The 18,855-nt window shown below is 62.7% G+C and carries 19 protein-coding genes, 1 other RNA gene and 2 pseudogenes; 7 read left to right on the forward strand and 15 right to left on the reverse strand.

The features are described 5' to 3' along the window. Positions 1 to 116 precede the first annotated feature (116 nt). Positions 117 to 1,946 carry an ATP-binding protein gene (locus tag AC1DZ8_RS22170; protein ID WP_477301348.1) on the forward strand — a complete coding sequence of 610 codons (1,830 nt, stop codon included), beginning with the start codon at positions 117 to 119 and terminating at the stop codon, positions 1,944 to 1,946. Between the two features lie 216 nt (positions 1,947 to 2,162). Here the strand turns inward: AC1DZ8_RS22170 and AC1DZ8_RS22175 are convergent, their stop codons facing one another. Continuing rightward, positions 2,163 to 2,954 carry a GGDEF domain-containing protein gene (locus AC1DZ8_RS22175; RefSeq protein WP_477301346.1) on the reverse strand — a complete coding sequence of 264 codons (792 nt, stop codon included), beginning with the start codon at positions 2,952 to 2,954 and terminating at the stop codon, positions 2,163 to 2,165. Positions 2,955 to 3,085: 131 nt separating this feature from the next. Further along, complete coding sequence (gene miaA, locus AC1DZ8_RS22180; protein ID WP_477301344.1) at positions 3,086 to 4,069, reverse strand: tRNA (adenosine(37)-N6)-dimethylallyltransferase MiaA; 984 nt, start codon at positions 4,067 to 4,069, stop codon at positions 3,086 to 3,088. Here miaA and serB point away from each other — a divergent pair. After that, entirely contained in the window at positions 4,059 to 4,946 is an 888-nt protein-coding gene (serB, locus tag AC1DZ8_RS22185) for a phosphoserine phosphatase SerB (RefSeq protein ID WP_477301342.1), read from the forward strand. The genes miaA and serB overlap by 11 nt on opposite strands. Continuing rightward, entirely contained in the window at positions 4,943 to 5,515 is a 573-nt protein-coding gene (locus AC1DZ8_RS22190) for a GNAT family N-acetyltransferase (RefSeq protein ID WP_477301340.1), read from the forward strand. Before serB ends, AC1DZ8_RS22190 begins: the two co-directional genes overlap by 4 nt. A gap of 45 nt (positions 5,516 to 5,560) precedes the next feature. Here AC1DZ8_RS22190 and AC1DZ8_RS22195 read toward each other — a convergent pair whose 3' ends face one another. The 7 genes from AC1DZ8_RS22195 to AC1DZ8_RS22225 form a co-directional block, all read right to left on the reverse strand. Next, the gene (locus tag AC1DZ8_RS22195; RefSeq protein WP_477301338.1) at positions 5,561 to 7,078 is read right to left on the reverse strand and encodes a DegQ family serine endoprotease; all 1,518 of its coding nucleotides are present in this window, start codon (positions 7,076 to 7,078) and stop codon (positions 5,561 to 5,563) included. A 143-nt stretch (positions 7,079 to 7,221) separates the two neighbouring features. Further along, positions 7,222 to 7,407 (reverse strand): DUF2065 domain-containing protein, encoded by a 186-nt coding sequence (locus tag AC1DZ8_RS22200; RefSeq protein WP_477301336.1) that lies wholly within the window; start codon positions 7,405 to 7,407, stop codon positions 7,222 to 7,224. A gap of 4 nt (positions 7,408 to 7,411) precedes the next feature. Next, on the reverse strand, positions 7,412 to 8,368 hold the full coding sequence (hflC, locus tag AC1DZ8_RS22205) for a protease modulator HflC (RefSeq protein ID WP_477301334.1): 957 nt from the start codon (positions 8,366 to 8,368) through the stop codon (positions 7,412 to 7,414). Beyond that, entirely contained in the window at positions 8,368 to 9,492 is a 1,125-nt protein-coding gene (hflK, locus tag AC1DZ8_RS22210) for an FtsH protease activity modulator HflK (RefSeq protein WP_477401651.1), read from the reverse strand. Before hflK ends, hflC begins: the two co-directional genes overlap by 1 nt. A gap of 154 nt (positions 9,493 to 9,646) precedes the next feature. Then, positions 9,647 to 10,261, reverse strand: a complete 615-nt coding sequence (locus tag AC1DZ8_RS22215) for a dimethylsulfonioproprionate lyase family protein (RefSeq protein ID WP_477301330.1) — start codon at positions 10,259 to 10,261, stop codon at positions 9,647 to 9,649. Beyond that, positions 10,258 to 10,788 (reverse strand): dihydrofolate reductase, encoded by a 531-nt coding sequence (locus tag AC1DZ8_RS22220; RefSeq protein WP_477301328.1) that lies wholly within the window; start codon positions 10,786 to 10,788, stop codon positions 10,258 to 10,260. The genes AC1DZ8_RS22215 and AC1DZ8_RS22220 overlap by 4 nt, the downstream gene beginning before the upstream one ends. Then, the gene (locus AC1DZ8_RS22225; protein ID WP_477301326.1) at positions 10,788 to 11,810 is read right to left on the reverse strand and encodes a DUF4424 domain-containing protein; all 1,023 of its coding nucleotides are present in this window, start codon (positions 11,808 to 11,810) and stop codon (positions 10,788 to 10,790) included. Before AC1DZ8_RS22225 ends, AC1DZ8_RS22220 begins: the two co-directional genes overlap by 1 nt. Before the next feature lie 127 nt (positions 11,811 to 11,937). On the opposite strand from AC1DZ8_RS22225, the pseudogene cobF reads away from it, so the two are divergent. Next, positions 11,938 to 12,699 (forward strand): annotated as a pseudogene (cobF, locus tag AC1DZ8_RS22230) (precorrin-6A synthase (deacetylating)); the annotation flags it as partial. 307 nt (positions 12,700 to 13,006) lie between these two features. Here the strand turns inward: cobF and AC1DZ8_RS22235 are convergent. The 4 genes from AC1DZ8_RS22235 to modA all read right to left on the reverse strand — a co-directional run bounded on the left by AC1DZ8_RS22235 (position 13,007) and on the right by modA (position 16,035). After that, on the reverse strand, positions 13,007 to 13,348 hold the full coding sequence (locus AC1DZ8_RS22235; protein WP_203278662.1) for a winged helix-turn-helix domain-containing protein: 342 nt from the start codon (positions 13,346 to 13,348) through the stop codon (positions 13,007 to 13,009). A 69-nt stretch (positions 13,349 to 13,417) separates the two neighbouring features. Continuing rightward, positions 13,418 to 14,530, reverse strand: a complete 1,113-nt coding sequence (modC, locus tag AC1DZ8_RS22240) for a molybdenum ABC transporter ATP-binding protein (RefSeq protein ID WP_477301323.1) — start codon at positions 14,528 to 14,530, stop codon at positions 13,418 to 13,420. Continuing rightward, positions 14,527 to 15,231 carry a molybdate ABC transporter permease subunit gene (modB, locus tag AC1DZ8_RS22245; protein ID WP_112394628.1) on the reverse strand — a complete coding sequence of 235 codons (705 nt, stop codon included), beginning with the start codon at positions 15,229 to 15,231 and terminating at the stop codon, positions 14,527 to 14,529. Before modB ends, modC begins: the two co-directional genes overlap by 4 nt. Positions 15,232 to 15,246: 15 nt before the next feature. Continuing rightward, entirely contained in the window at positions 15,247 to 16,035 is a 789-nt protein-coding gene (modA, locus tag AC1DZ8_RS22250; RefSeq protein WP_477301321.1) for a molybdate ABC transporter substrate-binding protein, read from the reverse strand. A gap of 160 nt (positions 16,036 to 16,195) precedes the next feature. Between modA and AC1DZ8_RS22255 the strand changes: the two genes are divergently transcribed. Continuing rightward, a complete protein-coding gene (locus tag AC1DZ8_RS22255; protein WP_477301319.1) occupies positions 16,196 to 16,402 on the forward strand; it encodes a TOBE domain-containing protein in 207 nt (68 codons plus the stop codon). An 11-nt stretch (positions 16,403 to 16,413) separates the two neighbouring features. Here AC1DZ8_RS22255 and AC1DZ8_RS22260 read toward each other — a convergent pair whose 3' ends face one another. Continuing rightward, entirely contained in the window at positions 16,414 to 17,208 is a 795-nt protein-coding gene (locus AC1DZ8_RS22260; RefSeq protein WP_477301318.1) for a thymidylate synthase, read from the reverse strand. A 142-nt stretch (positions 17,209 to 17,350) separates the two neighbouring features. Then, on the reverse strand, positions 17,351 to 17,662 hold the full coding sequence (locus tag AC1DZ8_RS22265; RefSeq protein WP_477301316.1) for a DUF2853 family protein: 312 nt from the start codon (positions 17,660 to 17,662) through the stop codon (positions 17,351 to 17,353). A gap of 167 nt (positions 17,663 to 17,829) precedes the next feature. On the opposite strand from AC1DZ8_RS22265, the gene ssrA reads away from it, so the two are divergent. Both ssrA and AC1DZ8_RS22275 read left to right on the forward strand, forming a co-directional pair. Further along, positions 17,830 to 18,189: a transfer-messenger RNA gene (ssrA, locus tag AC1DZ8_RS22270) on the forward strand. Positions 18,190 to 18,300: 111 nt separating this feature from the next. Then, a pseudogene (locus AC1DZ8_RS22275) lies at positions 18,301 to 18,854 on the forward strand (AAA family ATPase). The last annotated feature ends 1 nt before the right edge of the window (position 18,855 follow it).

Below are 18,855 nucleotides of genomic sequence, written 5' to 3' on the forward strand. Positions count from 1 at the left end.
GGCTAGTCGGTTGAATTTTCGCTGATCGGTTAACGCCTGCTACACCATCCCGTCACACGCCACCTTAACCCCATTTGCGTAGGGTCGACGCTCCACGGAAATGGGGATCGGACCGTATGTTTGTCGAGCGCGAAGCCTCCGTCGGAGAACCGACCTCGCAGGAGCGCCGCCGCGCCGAGCAGAACGACAAGCGCATTCTGGGCAATGTCGTGCAGTGCGACGGTGCGCGTGCCACCATCAGCGCCTATGCCGACGACCTCGAAGGCGCGGTCACCGGCCTGTGGACGGTCGGCAAGATGATCTCCATCAATCTCGGCACATCGCGGACCGTTGGCCTGGTCTATGAGATCGGCAAATCGGATCGCGCCTGGAGCAGTGAGGGGCAGAACCCGATCGAGGTCAGCGTCGAACTGATCGGCGAGGTACGCGACGGCGCCGAGCCCGGCGACCGCCCGATCTTCGACCGCGGCATCACCACCTATCCGCATATCGGCGCCATTGCGCATCGCATCCGCAGCCGCGACCTGCAGGCGGTCTACGACCTCGCCGGGCGTCATTCGATCACCATCGGCACGCTGTCGCAGGACGAGGCAATCGACGCCAACATCGCCATCGACGACACGCTGGCGCGCCATTTCGCCATTGTCGGCACAACCGGCGTCGGCAAGTCCACGGCGGTCTCGCTGCTTTTGCGCAAGTCGATCGCCGCCCGGCCCGATCTGCGCATCCTCATTCTCGATCCGCACAATGAATTCGCCGCGTCGCTGCCGGAATTCTGCGTCCGGGTCGATTCCAAGACGCTTGATCTGCCGTTCTGGATGTTCAGGCTGGAGGAATTCGCCGAAGTGCTGTTTCGCGGCCGTGAGGTCGTGGCGGAAGAAGTCGATGTGCTGCGCGATCTGATCCCCGCCGCCAAGAACCTCTATCGCAACCCCAGTTCCGGCTCCTATGTGCGGCGCGGCAGCGATGCGCTGACCGCCGACACGCCGGTGCCTTACCGCATGGTCGATCTCATCAAGCAGATCGACGAGCGCATGGGCCTCCTGGAAAGCAAGAACGACCGCCCGACGTTGAAATCGCTGAAGACGCGCATCGAGTCGGCCGCATCCGACCCGCGCTATCGCTTCATGTTCAATTCGCGGCTGATCGAGGACACGATCCACGAGACGATCGGCAACATTTTCCGCGTTCCTCATCATGGCCGCCCGGTGACCTGCTTCGAGATGGCCGGAATGCCGTCCGAGGTGGTCAATTCCGTCTGTTCGGTGCTGGCGCGACTCGCCTTCGACCTCGCGCTGTGGAGCGAGGGCCGGCTGAAACTGCTTTTGCTGTGCGAGGAAGCGCACCGCTACATGCCGGCCGATGCTCGCCTCGGCTTCGCACCGACAAGGCATGCACTGTCGCGCATCGCCAAGGAAGGCCGCAAATATGGCTGCTATCTCGGCGTCGTCACCCAGCGCCCGGGCGAGCTCGATCCGACCATCCTGTCGCAGTGCTCGACCTTCTTCGCCATGCGGCTGGCCAACGAGCAGGACCAGGCGATCATCCGTTCGGCGATCGCCGATTCCTCCGCCTCGACGCTGGCCTTCCTGTCATCCATGGGCCAGCGCGAAGCCATCGCCTTCGGCGAAGGTGTCGCAACGACCATGCGTCTGAAATTCGAGAAACTGGCACAGGAACTGATCCCCGGCACAGCCAAGCGCGACGATCTGGAGTCGGATGTCGACGGCGATGTCGATCTCGCCGCGATCGTCGAGCGGCTGCGCAACGTGCCGAAGCCACAGCAGCAGATGGCCTTCGCCGAAGTGGTGGACTCCAGCCGGCAGGCCGGCGATCCCGACTACCGCAAGCCGGCCACCGCCCAGCGCATCCAGCCCGACGACGATTTCGACATGCGCTACGGCCTCAAGCCCGCCACCTTCGGCATGCGCTCGCAGAACGAGTGAACACATTCCAAGCTAGCCTAATCTCGGCAAGCCGCGTCTATTCAAGGGCTAGGCTTCGTTGACCAGCTTGGGTAAATCCCGAAAGGGAATTCATCAGGCCGGATTGGATGACGTGGCTTTCGAGAAGCCGGAGCGGAGCGGACATTCAGTCCGTGAGCACCGGAAGTCGAGAAAGCCGCGTCAGGCAACCGGCCTCATGAATTCTTCTTCGGGATTTTAGGCGCAGACGCGGTTGCGGCCCTGCCTCTTCGCCTCATAGAGCTGGCGGTCGGCGCGGCGGTAAAATTCCTCGGCCGTTTCCTTGCGGTCCCACACAGCCAGGCCGACGCTGGTGGTGATCTTGAGGCGGACATTGCCCGACAGCACCGACATATTGGCAACTGCCTTGCGGATGCGTTCGGCGAATTTCGCCAACAACTCCGCATCCATGTTGGGCGTGACCACGGCAAACTCCTCGCCGCCGAGCCGCGCCACCACGTCGTGATATCTAGTCATGCCTTTGAGGCAATTGGCGACCGCCCGCAGCACCTCATCGCCGACATCGTGGCCATGTGTGTCATTGACCTGCTTGAAGTGATCGAGGTCGAGGATCATCAGCCCGACGGGCTTTTCGATGCGGCGGAATTCCTCAAGATATTCCCTCAGCGCATCGTCGAAATAACGCCGGTTCTGCATACCGGTGAGACCATCGGTCAGCGCCGCATGCTGCAGCGTCTCCGAACGGGCGCTGAGCGACACCGTCATCGCCCGCAGCTTGCCCTCTTCCGTCGCCTGCCTGCGGATCAGCGGGTAGATGAAGAAGACGCCGAAGGACAGCGCCGTCGCCAGAAGCACCCCGGTGATGAACAGCAGCGTGTTAAGATAGGCGATCCTGTCGATGCGCGACGCCGTATCCATGTCCGCTGCGATGCCTTGCAACAGACCATAGGAATGTAGCGTCACCAGGCCTGCGGCGAGGATCACAAAAATAAAGACGAAAAATGCGGATTCCGCCTTGTGGAAACGCATCTGCTCCCCGTTGGAAAAGTACCTGCCGGATTTATGGCATGACGGCGCCTTACGGACTGTTAATCCAGACAACCGGAACGGGAATGTTCATTTCAGCTTCTGTTTCTTTAATTGTATTAGCAGCAGCAAAATCAAATCGCGGTTTTCGGGTCGTCGCCAGGCTGCAATCTCAGCCATTCCGGGCCGAGCTGATGACGAAACCACGTCGTTTGCCGTTTGGCATATTGCCGCGTCGCGGCCTTGCAGCGCTCGATTGCCTCTGGGAAGCTGATGTCATCCGCCATCGCGGCCGAAAGTTCGCGAACGCCGATCGCCTTCATCGCCGGCAGGTCGGGGTCAAGACCAAGCGCCACAAGCCGTTTGACTTCGTCGAGAGCGCCAAGATCGAGCATGCGGTCGAATCTTGTTTCGATCCGCTCGACCAGGGCCGCGCGCTCCGGTTCGATGACGAAGAACCGCGCGCTGTCGCGGTCGATCAGCGGCAGCCCGCGCGCCGCTTGCCATTCGAGAATGGAACGGCCGGAGGCATCGAGCACCTCGAGCGCCCGCACGATGCGCTGGCCGTCGGTCGGCTTCAGCTGCATGGCGACCGCCGAATCCTCGTGCATCAGGAGGCGATGCAGCTTGGCAGCACCCTGCTCCTTGAGTTCGTAGCGCCAGCGGTCGCGCACCTGTTGCGGAATGTCGGGCATTTCCGAAATCCCCTCGGCAAGTGCCCGAAAATAGAGCCCGGTGCCGCCGACGAAAATCACAGGATGGTCGAAGGCAGCGCCATCGGGCCGCTTGGCAAGCGTGCCGTCATCGATCAGCTTCATCACGTCGCGCAGCCAGGCGCCGGTGGAATAGGCGGTAGAGGGATGCACGTGGCCGTAGAGAAAGTGCGGTGCGCGGGCGAGTTCGGCAGCAGCCGGCCGCGCCGTCAGCACATCGAGCACCGAATAGCCCTGCATGGAATCGGTGTTGACGATGATGCCGCCCTTGCGCTCGGCAAGATCGAGCGCCAGCGCCGACTTGCCGCTGGCGGTCGGCCCGGCTATCAGGATCGCGTTCTTCACGCGGCCCTCGCCCGGCTGCACGCCCTCGCCTAGCTGCCTGGAAGTTTCGATGCCGCTCATTGCCACGCTTGTGTCCCACCCCGTCAGCCGCTCTGTCTCGGCCTCGCTTGCGAATATGGCCTCACGGTCGGTCGGCGCAAGCGCTGTTCGCTGGCTGGGCGACGGCGTCGCTTGCGATCTGGTGCTGGCCGAAGGTGCTGAAGCCGGCGAGACAACCGCCGCCTTGCGCGCCGCGCTCGGCTCCGAACCGGTCGACATCATCGTCCAGCAGGCTGAAACACGCCGCAAGACAATCCTGCTCGCCGACATGGATTCGACCATGATCGACCAGGAATGCATAGACGAACTGGCCGACGAGATCGGCGTCAAGGATCGCGTTGCCGCCATCACGGCGCGCTCGATGAATGGCGAGATCGCCTTCGAACCAGCCTTACGGGAACGCGTGGCGCTGCTGAAAGGCCTCGATACCGCCGTCGTCGACCGCATCATCGCCAACCGCCTGACACTGGCGTCGGGCGGTCGCGCTCTGGTGCAGACGATGCGGAAGAACGGCGCCTGGACGGCACTCGTCTCCGGCGGCTTCGACGTGTTCACCAGCCGCATCGCGGACATGCTCGGCTTCCAGGAAAACCGCGCCAACCGCCTGATTGAGGAAAACGGGCGCTTTGCCGGCCTGGTCGCCGAGCCGATCCTCGGCCGCGCTGCCAAGGCCGACGCGCTGAACGAGATTTCGGCCGGCCTGGGCCTGACGCCGGCCGACGCCATTGCCGTCGGCGACGGCGCCAACGACCTCGACATGATCCGCCTTGCCGGCACCGGCGTTGCACTCCACGCCAAGCCGACTGTGGCCGCGCAAGCGAAGGTTCGCATCGACCATGGCGATCTGACGGCGCTGCTCTATCTCCAGGGCTATCATCAGGAGGAGTTTGCCGGATGAAACCGATGCGCACCGAGCGCCTGATCCTGCGCAATTGGGAAGACCGCGACCGCGAACTCTTCCATCGCATCAATTTTGACGAGCAGGTGATGGAATTCTTTCCGTTCCGCCGCGACCGTGCCGCCTGCGACGCCAAGATGGACGAATTTCGGGGCTGGATCGCCGAGGACGGCTTTGGTTTTGCCGCCGCCGAGATTGCCGCGACGGGCGAATGCATTGGCTTTGTCGGCCTCCTGGAGACCGATCACGTGCCGTCCATGCCTTCCGATACGATCGAGATCGGCTGGCGGCTGGCGCCGGAATTCTGGGGCAAGGGCTATGTCACCGAGGCCTCCGAAGCATGGCTCGCCTTTGGCTTCGAAACGCTTGACCGCGACGAAATCGTCTCCTTCGCCGTCGCGGCCAACCGCCGCTCGACGGCGGTCATGGAGCGCCTTGGCATGAGCCCTGACCCGGCTCGCGATTTCGACCACCCATCCATCCCTGACAGCCACCCGCAGCTCAAGCGACATGTCCTGTACGCTCTGTCGCGCCAGGACTGGCGGGCAAGAAAAAGGGCGGCTCTTTAGCCGCCCTTTTTGCTGAAAAACAATCGCTTATGGCGCTTTGCGGACTCAATCCATCCGGATCGTGACAAACCGCAACTCACCGGTCTTCGACGCCAGCATCAAGAGCGCATTCTTGCGGCCCTGCTCCTTCAGCGCGCCGATCCGGTCCATGACATCCTTCGGTGTGGCGACCGATTCCTGGGCGATCTCGGTGATCACCTCGCCGGCCTGGATGCCGCGCTCGGCGGCGGCCGAATCCTTGGTGACGTCGGTGATGACGACACCCGAGACATCGGCGGCGATGCCGAACTTGGTCCGCGTCTCGTCATTGAGTTCGCCGACGGTCATGCCGAGCACCGAAGCCGTCGAAACCGCGGGCGCCTTGTCGCCGCCCTTGTCCTCGTCGGTGGTGCCGTCTTCGCCGCTGGCGAGCTTCTCGCCATCCTCGAGCCGGCCGAGCGTCACCTTCACCGTCTGCTCGACGCCCTTGCGCACGATGATCACGTCGACCGCCTTGCCGACCGGGCTTTCCGCCACGACGCGCGGCAGGTCGCGCATTTCATGGATGTCCTTGCCGTCGAACTTGATGATGACGTCGCCGGCCAGGATGGTGCCGTTGTCGACCGGTCCGCCCTTGATGACGCCGGCCACCAGCGCGCCCTTGGCGGTCGCCATGCCGAGGCTCTCGGCGATGTCGTCGGTCACCGGCTGGATGCGCACGCCGAGCCAGCCGCGACGGGTTTCGCCGAACTGGCGCAGCTGATCAACGACGCCCGAGGCGAGCTGCGAGGGGATGGAGAAACCGATGCCGATCGAGCCGCCGGACGGCGAGATGATCGCCGTGTTGATGCCGATGACTTCACCCACGCTGTTGAACAGCGGTCCACCGGAATTGCCGCGGTTGATAGCGGCATCGGTCTGGATGAAGTCGTCATAGGGGCCGGAATTGATGTCGCGGTTGCGAGCCGAGACGATACCGACCGTCACCGTGCCGCCGAGGCCGAACGGATTGCCGATCGCCATCACCCAGTCGCCCACCCGCATCTTATTGGAATCGCCGAACTTCACCGCCGTCAGCTTGTGGCCCTTCGGGTCGACCTTGAGCACCGCGACGTCGGTCTTGGTGTCGGTGCCGACCAGCGTCGCCTTGAGCGTCACGCCGTCGGAGAAATTCACCTCGATGTCATCGGCGTCGGCAATCACGTGGTTGTTGGTGACGACAATGCCTTGCTCGGCGTCAACCACGAAGCCGGAGCCCAGCGACTGCACCTTTTGCGAGCCGCCATCCTTGTCGCCGCCACGGTTCTTGAAGAAATCGTCGAAGAAATCCTGGAACGGCGAGCCCTCCGGCAGTTGCGGCATCGGCACCGCGCCCGGACCTTCCGTGCCCTTCACGGTCTGCGAGGTCGAGATGTTGACCACCGCGCCGAGCAGGCCTCCGGCGAGGTCGGCGACCGAAGCCGGTCCGTCCGCGGCCACCGTCGGCGTCACGAAAGCCGGAACGGCAAGCGCGCCGACCATAAGTGCCGCAGCACCTACGATGAACGTCCGCCGCGCCGCGCGCAGAAGGGTGTTGGATGTCATCGAGAGCCTCCCGGAATTGCTGAAAAGAAAAAGCGCTTCGGCAAAACGCCGCGTCGCGTCATGTTGGCAAGAAATACGGCACGTTTGCGGCTATAGCCACATCGAGAGGATAAATCCTCCGTTACACCTGATATCAGCAGTCCTCAGCCGCGCACCAGCCAGACAATGCCGACGCCGATGGCGATCGCCGCCAGCCCGACGATGCGGAGCACATTCTCCGGCGTCGACAGCACTTCGCCTGCAAGGCGCTTGGCAAGGCCGGGAAAGCCGCCATAGACCAGGCCCTCGACAACCAGGACCAGGCCTATGGCCGCAAGGAAATCCTGCACCGCCCTACTGGGCGGGTGCAGGTTGTGCCGCCGGTGCGGCAGGTGCCGTCGCCGGCGCGGCAGGTGTCGCCGGCTTCGCGTCCGTGCCGTCGGGGCTACGGAAGAAGCGGAAAAACTCCGAGTTCGGCGACAGCACCATCGTCGTCCCGGAATTGTCCAGCGCCGTGCCATAGGCATTCATCGACCGGTAGAAGTCGAAGAAGGCCGGATCGCGTTTGTAGGCATCGGCGAAGGTCGCGCTGCGCTGGGCTTCGCCCTCACCGCGCAGGATTTCCGATTCCTTGCGCGCTTCGGCGACGATTTCCACCACTTCACGGTCGGCGCGTGCGGTGATGCGCTGCGCGGCCTCTTTGCCGCGCGCCCGCAGCCGTTCGGCCTCGGCCAGGCGTTCGGCCTTCATGCGGTCGAAGGTCTGCTGCGAAACCTCAGCCGTCAGGTCGGTCCGGCGGATGCGCACATCCTCGATCTGCAGGCCGAGCGACGTCGCGTCCGGCCGAAGCTGATCGCGCACTTCGCGCATCATCACGGCGCGCTCTTCCGAGAGCGCCGCTTCGAAGTCGCGCAGACCGTAGACACGGCGCAGCGCCGCATCGAGACGCGTCCTCAGTCGGGCTTCGGCCAGTGTGATCTGACCGGACACGGCGGAACGGAACACGCGCGGATCCGAGATGCGGTAAGCGATGAAAGCGTCGACCTCGTAGAACTTGCCGCCCGAAACCTGGACGCGGATGTTGTCGAGATCGAAGCGCAGCACCCTGTTTTCGATCAATTGTACGCTGTCGGCGTCGAAGAAGGCGAAAGGCGCCTTGAAATAGATGCCGGGTTCATTCTTGACGTCGACGATCTCGCCGAACCGCAGCACGAGCGCCTGCTGGCGCGCGTTGACCACGAAGACCGAGGAGTAGATCAGGAACAGAAGCACGGCCGCGATGACGGCGAGGATAGGAAGACGATTGGCCATCACTGGGTTCCTCCGGTCGTGGCGCCAAGGGGCGCGGGCGCCGGGGCCTTCGGCTGCAGTGCCGGCAGCGGCAAATAGGGGACGACCCCTTGCCCGTTGCCCTGTTCGACGATGACCTTGCTGGAGTCTTTCAGGACCTTCTCCATCGTTTCCAGATAGAGGCGCTTGCGCGTCACATCGGGGGCCTTGGCATATTCGTCATAGACCGAGATGAAGCGCTGCGCCTCGCCTTCGGCCTCCTGCACGACACGGTTCTTGTAGGCCGCCGCGTCTTCACGGACCTGTGCGGCCTCGCCGCGCGCCTGGCCGAGCTTCTGGTTGGAATACTGGTTGGCTTGCTCGACGAACTTGTCCTCGTCCTGTTCGGCGCGCTGCACTTCGTCGAACGCGTCCGCCACTTCACGCGGCGGCGCCGCGTCCTCGATCGAAACCGCGTTGACGTTCAGGCCGGCCTTGTAGCCGTCCAGCGTTGTCTGGATGATTTCACGCACCGATGCGGCGATGCCTTGGCGATCGTCGCGGAAGATGTCCTGGGCCGGTCGCCGGCCGACTGCTTCACGCATGGCACTTTCAGYGACCTGCTGCAGCATGCCTTCGGGATCGGAGACGTCGAACAGATAGGCCCTTGGATCGGAGACCTGGTAGGCCACCGAGAACTGGACGTTCACGATATTCTGGTCGCCGGTCAGCATCAGCCCGGAAGTGTTGCCACTCGTCGCGCCGCCGCCGCCGATATCGACGAGCTGCTCGGCGATGTTGGCTGTCTCGACGGTTTCAACGGGCCACCAATGGAAATGCAGACCCGGCTGCGACAGCTCCGGCTTCGGCTTGCCGAAGCGCAACTCGACCGCAACCTCGTCCGGCTGCACGGTGTAGACCGCCTTGAACGCCCACAGCACGATCAGCGCCGCAGCGATCAGCGCAAAGACGGCCGGGCTGGCGCCGCCGCCACCGGGCAGCGCACGCCGCAGCCGGTCCTGGCCGCGGCGGATGATGTCTTCGAGATCGGGAGGTGACCCTTGCGGGCCGCTAGGCCCCTTCGGTCCCTGCCCCCAGGGCCCCTGATTGTTGCCGCCGCCGCCCCATGGGCCGCCGCCGCCACCGCTCTTGTCGTTCCAGGGCATGAATGTCCTTTCGCTTGGAATTCCCTCAGCGCCGGCCTTGCGGCGCAAAATCCAGTTGTTCTTCTATAGGGACGCCGCGATGCGCTTTCAACGCGATCCGACACTGCACCGTCCGATTTGGACCGCTGCAAGCAGCAAATTCCAATAAGTCGCCTTATGAATGCGGCGTATTGTCGAGGGGAAGGCACCAAATGGCAAAAAGCGGCTTGGCATCCGCGCGCATGGCATGAACGATGTCAGGTGGATTGTAAACGACCCCGCCGACCCCGGGTTCATGCCACGCCTCGGCATTCTGCCGCCATTCCCCTTGAGACAGGACAAGGTAAAGCTCTTCCGGCGGATGCCGATGATCAGGGTATGTCGTGTGCGGCGCCATGACCGACACTCCGATCTCGATTGCACTGCTTTGGACAAAGCCACCCGGGCCGACAATGAAGGAATCGGCGTAATTCTCGGCCAGATCAGCTGATTTGCGGCGCTCGCTTTGGTTGTTCCAGTTGAGATGAGGCTCAATCTCGCGCAGCGCGGCGCCGAGTTTGCCGAGATTGCCGCCGATCGTTTCAAGCCCGGCAAAGCATTCCGCGAGGTGACGACAAGCCGGCTGACGCTGGGGTCGCTTACTGCCCCCCTGCGGCGCCTCGAGCGCGGTGCTACCGAAGATCCGCTGGTGCGCAGCTTCACGCGCGGGTTCATTTCCCATACGCGAGCGTATTTCTGTAGCGAGCAAATCCATGAAGATACCGAGCGGTTGATGCTTGTTATCGGTCATGGGGATACCTGTGTCATTGGCCGGCGGCGCTCGTAGACTGTGTAGCGCGTTGCGTGGCTGTCCTGTTCACCGGTCGGAAAATCCTCCGAACGGACAATTCGCCAGCTGGCCGGATCGATGTCAGGGAAATGCGCGTCGCCGTCGACCTCGGCCAGCACATGGGTGACATGCAGGCGGTCGGCGAGCGGCAGCGCCTGCGCATAGATCTCGCCGCCACCGATGACGCAGATTTCGTCGACGCCAGCCATGCAACGTCCGCGCACCGTGGCCAGCTGGATTGCGGCTTCGAGCGAATTTGCTGTTTCAACACCCTCGGCGCGCCAGGCCCTGTCGCGGGTCACCACAATGTTCAACCTGCCCGGCAGCGGCCGGCCGATGCCCTCATAGGTCTTGCGGCCCATGATCACGGGCTTGCCCATCGTGTCGGCTTTGAAGCGCTTGAGGTCAGTGGACAGCCGCCACGGCAGGCCGCCGTCGCGCCCGATGACGCCGTTCTCGGCGATGGCGACATAGATTGCGACGTCCATCAGTTGGCTTCCCCGGCGCCGTCATCCGACGGCTCCAAAAGCAGTATGTCGATGTCGCGCTCGGGATAGAAATCCTGCGCCGTCGTCTCGAAGGTCGTCGGCCCGACCTTTTTGACATTGTCGCCGCAGAACGAGATCAGCGCTTTCGGATTGCCCTTGTCGACGGTCAGCTTGAACTTGCCGATGCTGCCGTTCGCCCAGTTGCCGCCGGTGGTCAGAATATAGGCGATGCGTTTCTCGTAAAATTTGGGATAACCGTCCGGATCGTCCTTGGCGGCCTGGCGCACCGCATTCTCGAACCCTTCGTCCATGCAGTAGCGGGTCTTGTAGCTTGTATATTGGCTGCCCTCGGAGAACTTGCCGTCATAGAAGAAACTGACCGAGGACGTGCCGCCGACGCTGGGCTTGTAGCGGTGCGAGACATGGACATCCTTGTTGGGCGGAAAGGTCGAGCGCCACCAATAGGTCGAGCGCAACTGCCACCACGGCGTGTAGACCTTGTTCGCCTCAGTACCGTCGCTGCCCGGATCCTCGATGATGATGCCGCGGTTCTCCCAATCCTCGGCGATCGCTTTCGGCAGCTTCTCCAGGGCCGCCTTGGCCGCATCGCCGAATGGATTGAACGGCACGTTCTGCGCCTTCAGATCGGCGCCGATATCGATGCCGACAGCGAACACTTTCTGCTCGAGCTGCGGCTTTACCGGCGCGCCATCGATCGTCACCTCGAAGCCGAGGAAATTGTCACTCTGGTTTTCCGGGATCGCCGGCATTTCCTCTGGGTCACCTTCGATGTCAGGCAACGGGAAGGCGACGATGGCATTTACATCCTTGTCGGTGTTGTTGTGGAAGACGTAGTCGACTGTCACCTTTTCCGGCGAGATGAACAGATCCTCGCTTTGCATCGCCACCGCATCGCTGCGTGACAGGATCAGGCCACCGGTGCCGAGTTCGGCGGTCGAATCATTGGCCAATGCGGGCGCGGCTGAAAGCGCCAGCGCTACAGTCAGAACATATCGCAACATCGAAGCCCCTCGCCAAGAATGCCGCGACCCTAGCCGTTTCAATGTGGCGTTTCAAAGCCCTTCCGTCTCCCAGCAGGACGTCACAGTGTCTGGACTAACAGGTTTCGATCGGGCAGGAGTTCGCGTCATGCGCAAGCTTCTCGTCATCGGCATCGGCGCCGGCAATCCCGATCATATGACCGTGCAGGCCATAGAAGGCCTGAACCGGGCGGACGTCCTGTTTATTCCCGACAAAGGCGCAAGGAAGAACGACCTTGCCGAATTGCGCCGCCATATCTGCGACCGCTTCGTCAGCAATCCGAAATCACGCCGCGTCGAATTCGACGTGCCGGTGCGCGCCGAGCCGGCGCCGTCCTACCGCTCGACCGTCGACGACTGGCACGAAGCAATCGCCGAAATCTACGAAGGCCTGATCCGTGACGAACTTGCCGAACACGGCTGTGGCGCTTTCCTGATCTGGGGCGACCCCTCGCTCTATGACAGCGCGCTGCGTATCCTCGAGCGGGTGCGGCTCAGGGGCAATGTCGGATTCGAGCTGGAGGTCATTCCCGGCATCACCGCCGTCCAGGCGCTCGCCGCCAGCCACAAAATGGCGTTGAACCGCATTGGCGACCCCGTGCTGATCACCACAGGCCGCCGCCTGACCGAGCAAGGCATGCCGCAAAATGCCGGCAGCGCGGTGGTGATGCTCGACGGCAAATGCGCCTTCAACACGCTGGCAGACAAGGATCTGGTCATCCACTGGGGCGCCTATCTCGGCACACCTGATGAGATTGTTGTCTCGGGCCGCCTGGGCGATGTCGGCGCCGAGATCGAGAGAATTCGTGAGGAAGCCCGCCTCAAGAAGGGCTGGATCATGGACACCTATCTGCTGCGGGAGTCAGGCGAGCCTGAAGATCAGCATGATCCCCTTGTCCAGACCATCCTGTATAAAAACAGCACCGAACGTTCGATCAGAATTGTCATGGAGCCTTGGGCAGAACAGTATCTCTTGCCTCCACACAAGGAGGTCGAGATACGGCTTTTTGGCAAATCCCCTGGGATCGGAACCGTAGAGATCGAACAGACCGAAGACTTCCTCTTCATATGGCCATTCAAGGGGGTATTTCCCCGCCTTTACATCGACGATCGCGAGTTGGAACAGGCAGAGCAGATCTGACTATGGTTTAGCCCGGGTTGCCGGTGGCCTGTGGTGCTCACCCAGCATCAATCTCCGCCTGCAACGCCGCCATATGCGTGGCTGCAGCTGCAGCCGCTGCCCGCTCGATGGCGCGAAAACGGCTGACCACCGCCAGGCCGACCGAGGTCAGCTGCGCGCCGCCGCCCTTGCGGCCGCCGGTCTGCGCTGCGACCAGCGGCTTGCCGAACACCCTGTTCATGTCCTCGACCAGGTCCCAGGCGTGCTTGTAGGACATCTCCATGCCGCGCGCGGCGGCCGAGATCGAGCCGAAGGTGGCGATCTGCTCCAGCAATTCGATCTTGCCCGGACCTATGCGCCCGTCCGGATCGAGATTTATCCGCAGGCTCAGCGACGGCATCTCTTGTCCTCCTCAGTCACACTAGCCCCTCTCAACCCATAGCGCTATTCCAAAACGATATAGCGGCTATCAGCCATCCGCTTCGGCCGGTAGCCCGGCGCCGGTATTGGCACGGTCGAAACTGACCGTCTTGATCACCGCGAAAACCTTGCCACCGAGTCGAAGGTTCAGCGCCTGCCGCGATTGCGCGGTGATGCGGGCAAGCACGGTTGCTCCATTGCAGTCGATGCCGATCTCGACCGTTGGCCCCTCACCCGGGCTGATTGCGACAATGGTGCCCGGCAGGATGTTCAGCGCGCTGAGGCCTTTCGGTTGCTCGGTGGCGATCATCACGTCGCGGGCGCGGATGCGGATGCGCACCGGCGCGCCCGGTGCGATCGCCAGAAGCGGCACCCGGATTTCGCCCGCCGCCGAGCCGAGCACACTCATGCCGAAGGTCTCGTCGTGGCGCAGCACTTTGGCGTCGAGCACCGCACCACCTTCGCCGCGCTCTTCCGCCGGCAGCAGGTCGAGCCGTTGCATGATCGCGCCGGTGGGGCCGGACGCCGCGACCTTGCCTTGCGCCATCACCACGACATCGCTCGCCAGCCGCGCCACCTCGGCGACGGAGTGGCTGACATAGACGATAGGCAGCTTCGTCTCGTCGCGCAGCCGCTCGATATAGGGCAGGATCTCGGCCTTGCGCGCATCGTCGAGCGAGGCCAGCGGCTCGTCCATCAACAGCAGCTTCGGGCTGGCCAGCAGCGCCCGGCCAATCGCCACACGCTGCTTCTCGCCGCCCGACAGTTTTGCCGGCCGCCGGTCGAGCAAAGGGCCGATGCCGAGCAATTCTACAACGGCGGCCATGTCCGCATAGCGCTCCGCCGAGGGCGTGAACCAGCGGCCATAGCGCAAATTGCCGGCCACGCTCATATGCGGAAACAGCCGTGCATCCTGGAACACCATGCCGATGCGGCGCCTGTGCTTCGGCACGAAAATGCCGGCATCGGTATCGACCAGCACACGGCCGTCGACCGCGATACGGCCCTTGGTCGGCCGGATCAGGCCGGCGATCAGGTTGATCAGCGTCGTCTTGCCGGAGCCCGAGGGCCCGAACAGCGCCGTCAGCCGCCCGGCGCTTTCGAAACGGGCGTCGATGGCGAACTCGCCGAGACGATGGCTGATGTCGACAAGGACGCTCATTCGATGTCCATCCGCCTGCCGACCCGCCGCGCCAGCACTTCCGAGGCGACCAGGGCCGCCATCGAGATGATGATCGAGATCAGTGTCAGCCTGAGCGCCCCGTCATCGCCGCCTGGCACTTGCGTAAAAGTGTAGATCGCCGACGGCAGCGTCTGCGTCTCGTTGGGGATGTTGGAGACGAAGGTGATGGTGGCGCCGAACTCGCCCATCGCCTTGGCGAAGGACAGGATGGAGCCGGCAATCAGTCCGGGCAGGATCAGCGGCAGGGTGATGGTGGCGAAGACCCAAACAGGATTGGCGCCGAGCGTGCCTGCCGCTGCCTCCATCTTGCGGTCGACTGCCTCGATCGACAGCCGGATCGCCCGCACCATCAAGGGGAAGCCCATGATGCCGCAGGCGAGAGCCGCACCAGTCCAGCGAAACGAAAAGACGATGCCGAAATGCTCGGCCAGGAATGCGCCGGCCGGCCCGCGCCGGCCGAAGGTGAGCAGCAGGAGATAGCCGGTCACCACCGGCGGCAGGATCAGCGGCAGGTGCACCACGCCGTTGAGCAGCGTCTTGCCCCAGAATTTGCCGCGGGCAAGCAGCAGCGCGATCGCGATGCCCGGTGGCAGGCTGAACAGCATTGCCACCGTCGCGACCTTGATCGACAGCCGGACCGCATTCCATTCGTCGGGAGTGAGGTCCAGCAGCCAGTTCATGCGTCAGGCGTTGCCTTAGTTGCTCGGCGCCAGGATCGTGAAGCCCTGTGCCTTGAACAGTTCGGCCGCCTTGGCGGACTCAAGACACTTCAGGAATGCCAGCGTATCCTTGTCCTTGGAATCGGCTGTCTGGGCAACCGGATAGATGATCGGCGGGTGCGAATCCTCCGGGAAGGTGCCGACCACCTTGACGCCCTTGTCGGCATGCGCGTCGGTGGCATAGACGATGCCGAGCGCTGCTTCGCCGGTCGAAACCAGCTTGAGTGCCGCGCGCACATTCTCGGCCTGCGCCACCTTGCCTTCGACCGAGGACCAGACGCCGAGCGATTCAAGTGCAGCCTTGCCGTACTTACCGGCCGGCACCGCCTTGAAGTCGCCCATGGCGAGTTTGCCGTCGCCGACCAGCTTGGCGAGGTCGAAACCCTTTTCGATCTTGGTTTCGACCGTCGAATCCTTCGGCGCCACCAGAACGATCTGGTTGCCGAGCAGTTTCACTTCAGTGTCCGGCTTGGTCAGCTTTTTGTCGGAAAGGTATTTCATCCAGTCGAGATCGGCCGAAATGAAGACATCGGCAGGCGCCCCGCCTTCGATCTGCTTGGCCAGTGCCGAGCTTGCGGCGTAGGAGACGGTCGCCGCTTCGCCGACATCGGCTTCGCAGGCCTTGTTGACGGCATCGAGCCCATCCTTGAGGCTGGCTGCGGCAAACACGATCACCTTGTCTTCCGCATGAGCCGCCGGCATCGCGGCCATCAACGCTGCAGCAAAACCGCCAACGGCGATTGCTCTCAATCCGATGCGCGTCATCGAAACTCTCCCTGGGTTTTGAAATCCGACTGGCTCGAAGCCTAGGATCGATATATCCGGATGAATATAACATGGGAAGGCCGCCACCTGTCGAAAGCGTCTGTTCGGCATCTATTGTTCTGGTTATGACGGGCACTGAAACCTTGGAAAGGAAGCCCTCATGAAAATCAGCGCCCGCAACATCCTCAAGGGAACGATCACCGAGATCGTCAAAGGCGCCACCACGTCGCACGTTCGCATCGACGTCGGAGGCTCGGTCGTCACCGCCTCGATCACCAACGAGGCCGTTGCCGACCTCAACCTCGAAAAGGGCAAGCAGGCCTATGCCGTGATCAAGGCCTCGGACGTCATGGTCGGCATCGACTGAGGGGCGGAGAGCTATACGGCGATCGGCGCCTTGATCGACGCATCGGCAAAATAGTTCTCCAGCCGGAAATCCTCGAAGCGGAAGGCGAACAGGTCCTTCACGTCAGGATTGATCCACAGCGTCGGCAGCGCCTTGGGCGTACGCCTCAACTGTTCGCGCGCCTGCTCGAAATGGTTGGAATAGAGGTGCGCGTCGCCGAGTGTGTGGATGAAATCGCCAGGCTTCAGCCCGGTGACCTTCGCCACCATCAAGGTCAGCAGCGCGTAGGAAGCGATGTTGAAGGGCACGCCGAGAAAAATGTCGGCCGAGCGCTGGTAGAGCTGGCAGGAGAGCTTGCCTTCCGAGACGTAGAACTGGAACAGGCAGTGGCACGGCGGCAGCGCCATGGCCTCGACCTCGGCCGGGTTCCACGCCGAAACGATCAGCCGCCGTGAATTCGGGTTCTTGCGTATCTCCTTGAGAAGATTGGCAATCTGGTCGATCGACCCGCCATGGCCATCCGGCCAGGAGCGCCACTGCTTGCCATAGACCGGGCCAAGATCGCCATTCTCGTCGGCCCACTCGTCCCAGATCGAAACGCCGTGGTCGTTGAGGTATTTGATGTTGGTGTCGCCGGCCAGAAACCACAGCAGTTCATGGATGATCGACTTCAGATGCAGCTTCTTGGTGGTGGTGACGGGAAAGCCGCGCGCCAGGTCGAAGCGCATCTGGTAGCCGAACACCCCGCGCGTGCCGGTGCCGGTGCGGTCGCCGCGATCGGCGCCATTGTCCAGCACATGCTGCAAAAGGTCTAGATACTGGCGCATCGGCTTCGCCTCGATTCGGGGTTGCCGCGATCATAGCCGACTGGCCGTCGGCCGAACACAGCAAAGCGAAAATGCCTCGGGGATATCGCAAAACAGCCGGTGCGCAACCGCACCGGCGTCCACTTTCAGGCGGCGCAGTCGATCAGAGCGAACCCAGCTTGCCCAGATCCTTGGCGACCAGATAGTAAAAGGTCACGCGGCTCTTGGTGTTGTCGGCAGCCATCGCCTTGCAGGTCTTTTCGATGGATGCATCCGCCTTGGCGCCATCGGCGACGCCGAGCTTCTTGGCGACCCAGTTGGTCTTGACGCGATCGAGTTCCTTGGGGTCGGTGCACGATACCAGCGAGGAATCGCGGTTCCTCAGCGCAATACCGAGATGCTTGACGATCTTTTCGACCGCGTCGGCGCTGGCGCCGGCGTCGTATTTCTTCACATCCGCAAGATAGTCGGCCATCAGACTTCCCCTCGTCGGCGCCACGGATTCGGTCGATGAGGGCTGTGGCGCGCTACGCAACCTGTGCGCTAGGTCGAGAACTCCTCACCGCGGGAAAGCTTCGGTTGAGACCGCGCTCAAGTCAACCCTCGGCGTCGCGATTTGACATAGGGACAAAGCACCATTGCGGCCTTTCATTTTCCGCGTCGCCCCCCTATATTCGTTTTGTCGGCTTGACCGACTATGGCGATAAATGGGCGATGTAATAAGCCGTTCGGACCCGGGGGCGGTACCCGGCGCCTCCACCAAAAGCCGCTTTGACGACGAAGCGGTTCTTGCTGGGGGCGAAATAGGATCGACGAAGGTGTAAAGATCGTACTTTTGCCCGGCATGGTACCACCGTCATCGGGCTAAACCTGTAGTTGCAAATGACAACTATGCGGAAGCACGTCTCGCTGCTTAATGCAGTGCGATAGCTTCAAATCAAGCCCTAGAGGTTCGCACTTCTAGGCGGGGTTCGGAGGTACCTGGCAACAGAAACCTCCACTTCTCCCCTCCCAATACTTTACGCGCAGCGCCGGCTGCCGCTGGTCGAACTTTGCCTGGCTGTGGACCCGCGAAGCTGTCGAGCCGCGTGCGCCCTTCTCCATGGACAAAAGATGCAAACCGATCGATTCTTCGTACTGACCGGCGGTCCCGGTTCCGGCAAGACTACGCTCATCGAAGCGCTGAAAGCTGCAGGCTTCGCCACCTCGCCCGAAGCCGGGCGCGGCATTATCCGCGATCAGGTGGCGATAGGCGGATCTGGCCTGCCCTGGCACGACAAGGCGCTGTTTTCCGAGCTGATGCTGTCATGGGAAATGCGCTCCTGGCAGGCGGCTTGCGACCATACGGGGGACCGGTCTTCTTCGACCGCGGCGTGCCGGACACGCTGGGTTACTACAGGTTGATCGGCCTGCCGGTGCCCGCTCATGTCAGCAACGCCGCGGCGAAATTCCGCTACAACAGCCGCGTCTTCATCGCCTCGCCGTGGCCGGACATCTTCACGCAGGACGAAGAGCGAAAGCAGACGCTCGACGAGGCCGAGCGCACCTACCATTCGCTGGTCGGCGTCTACGGCGAACTGGGCTACGAGCTTGTAGAACTGCCTCGGGCGCCGGTCGAAGCGCGGATGCGCTTCGTTCTGGCGGAAGCCGGATTACCCCCGACATGAA

The sequence above is a fragment of the Mesorhizobium sp. P2_F7 genome, from assembly GCF_056403695.1.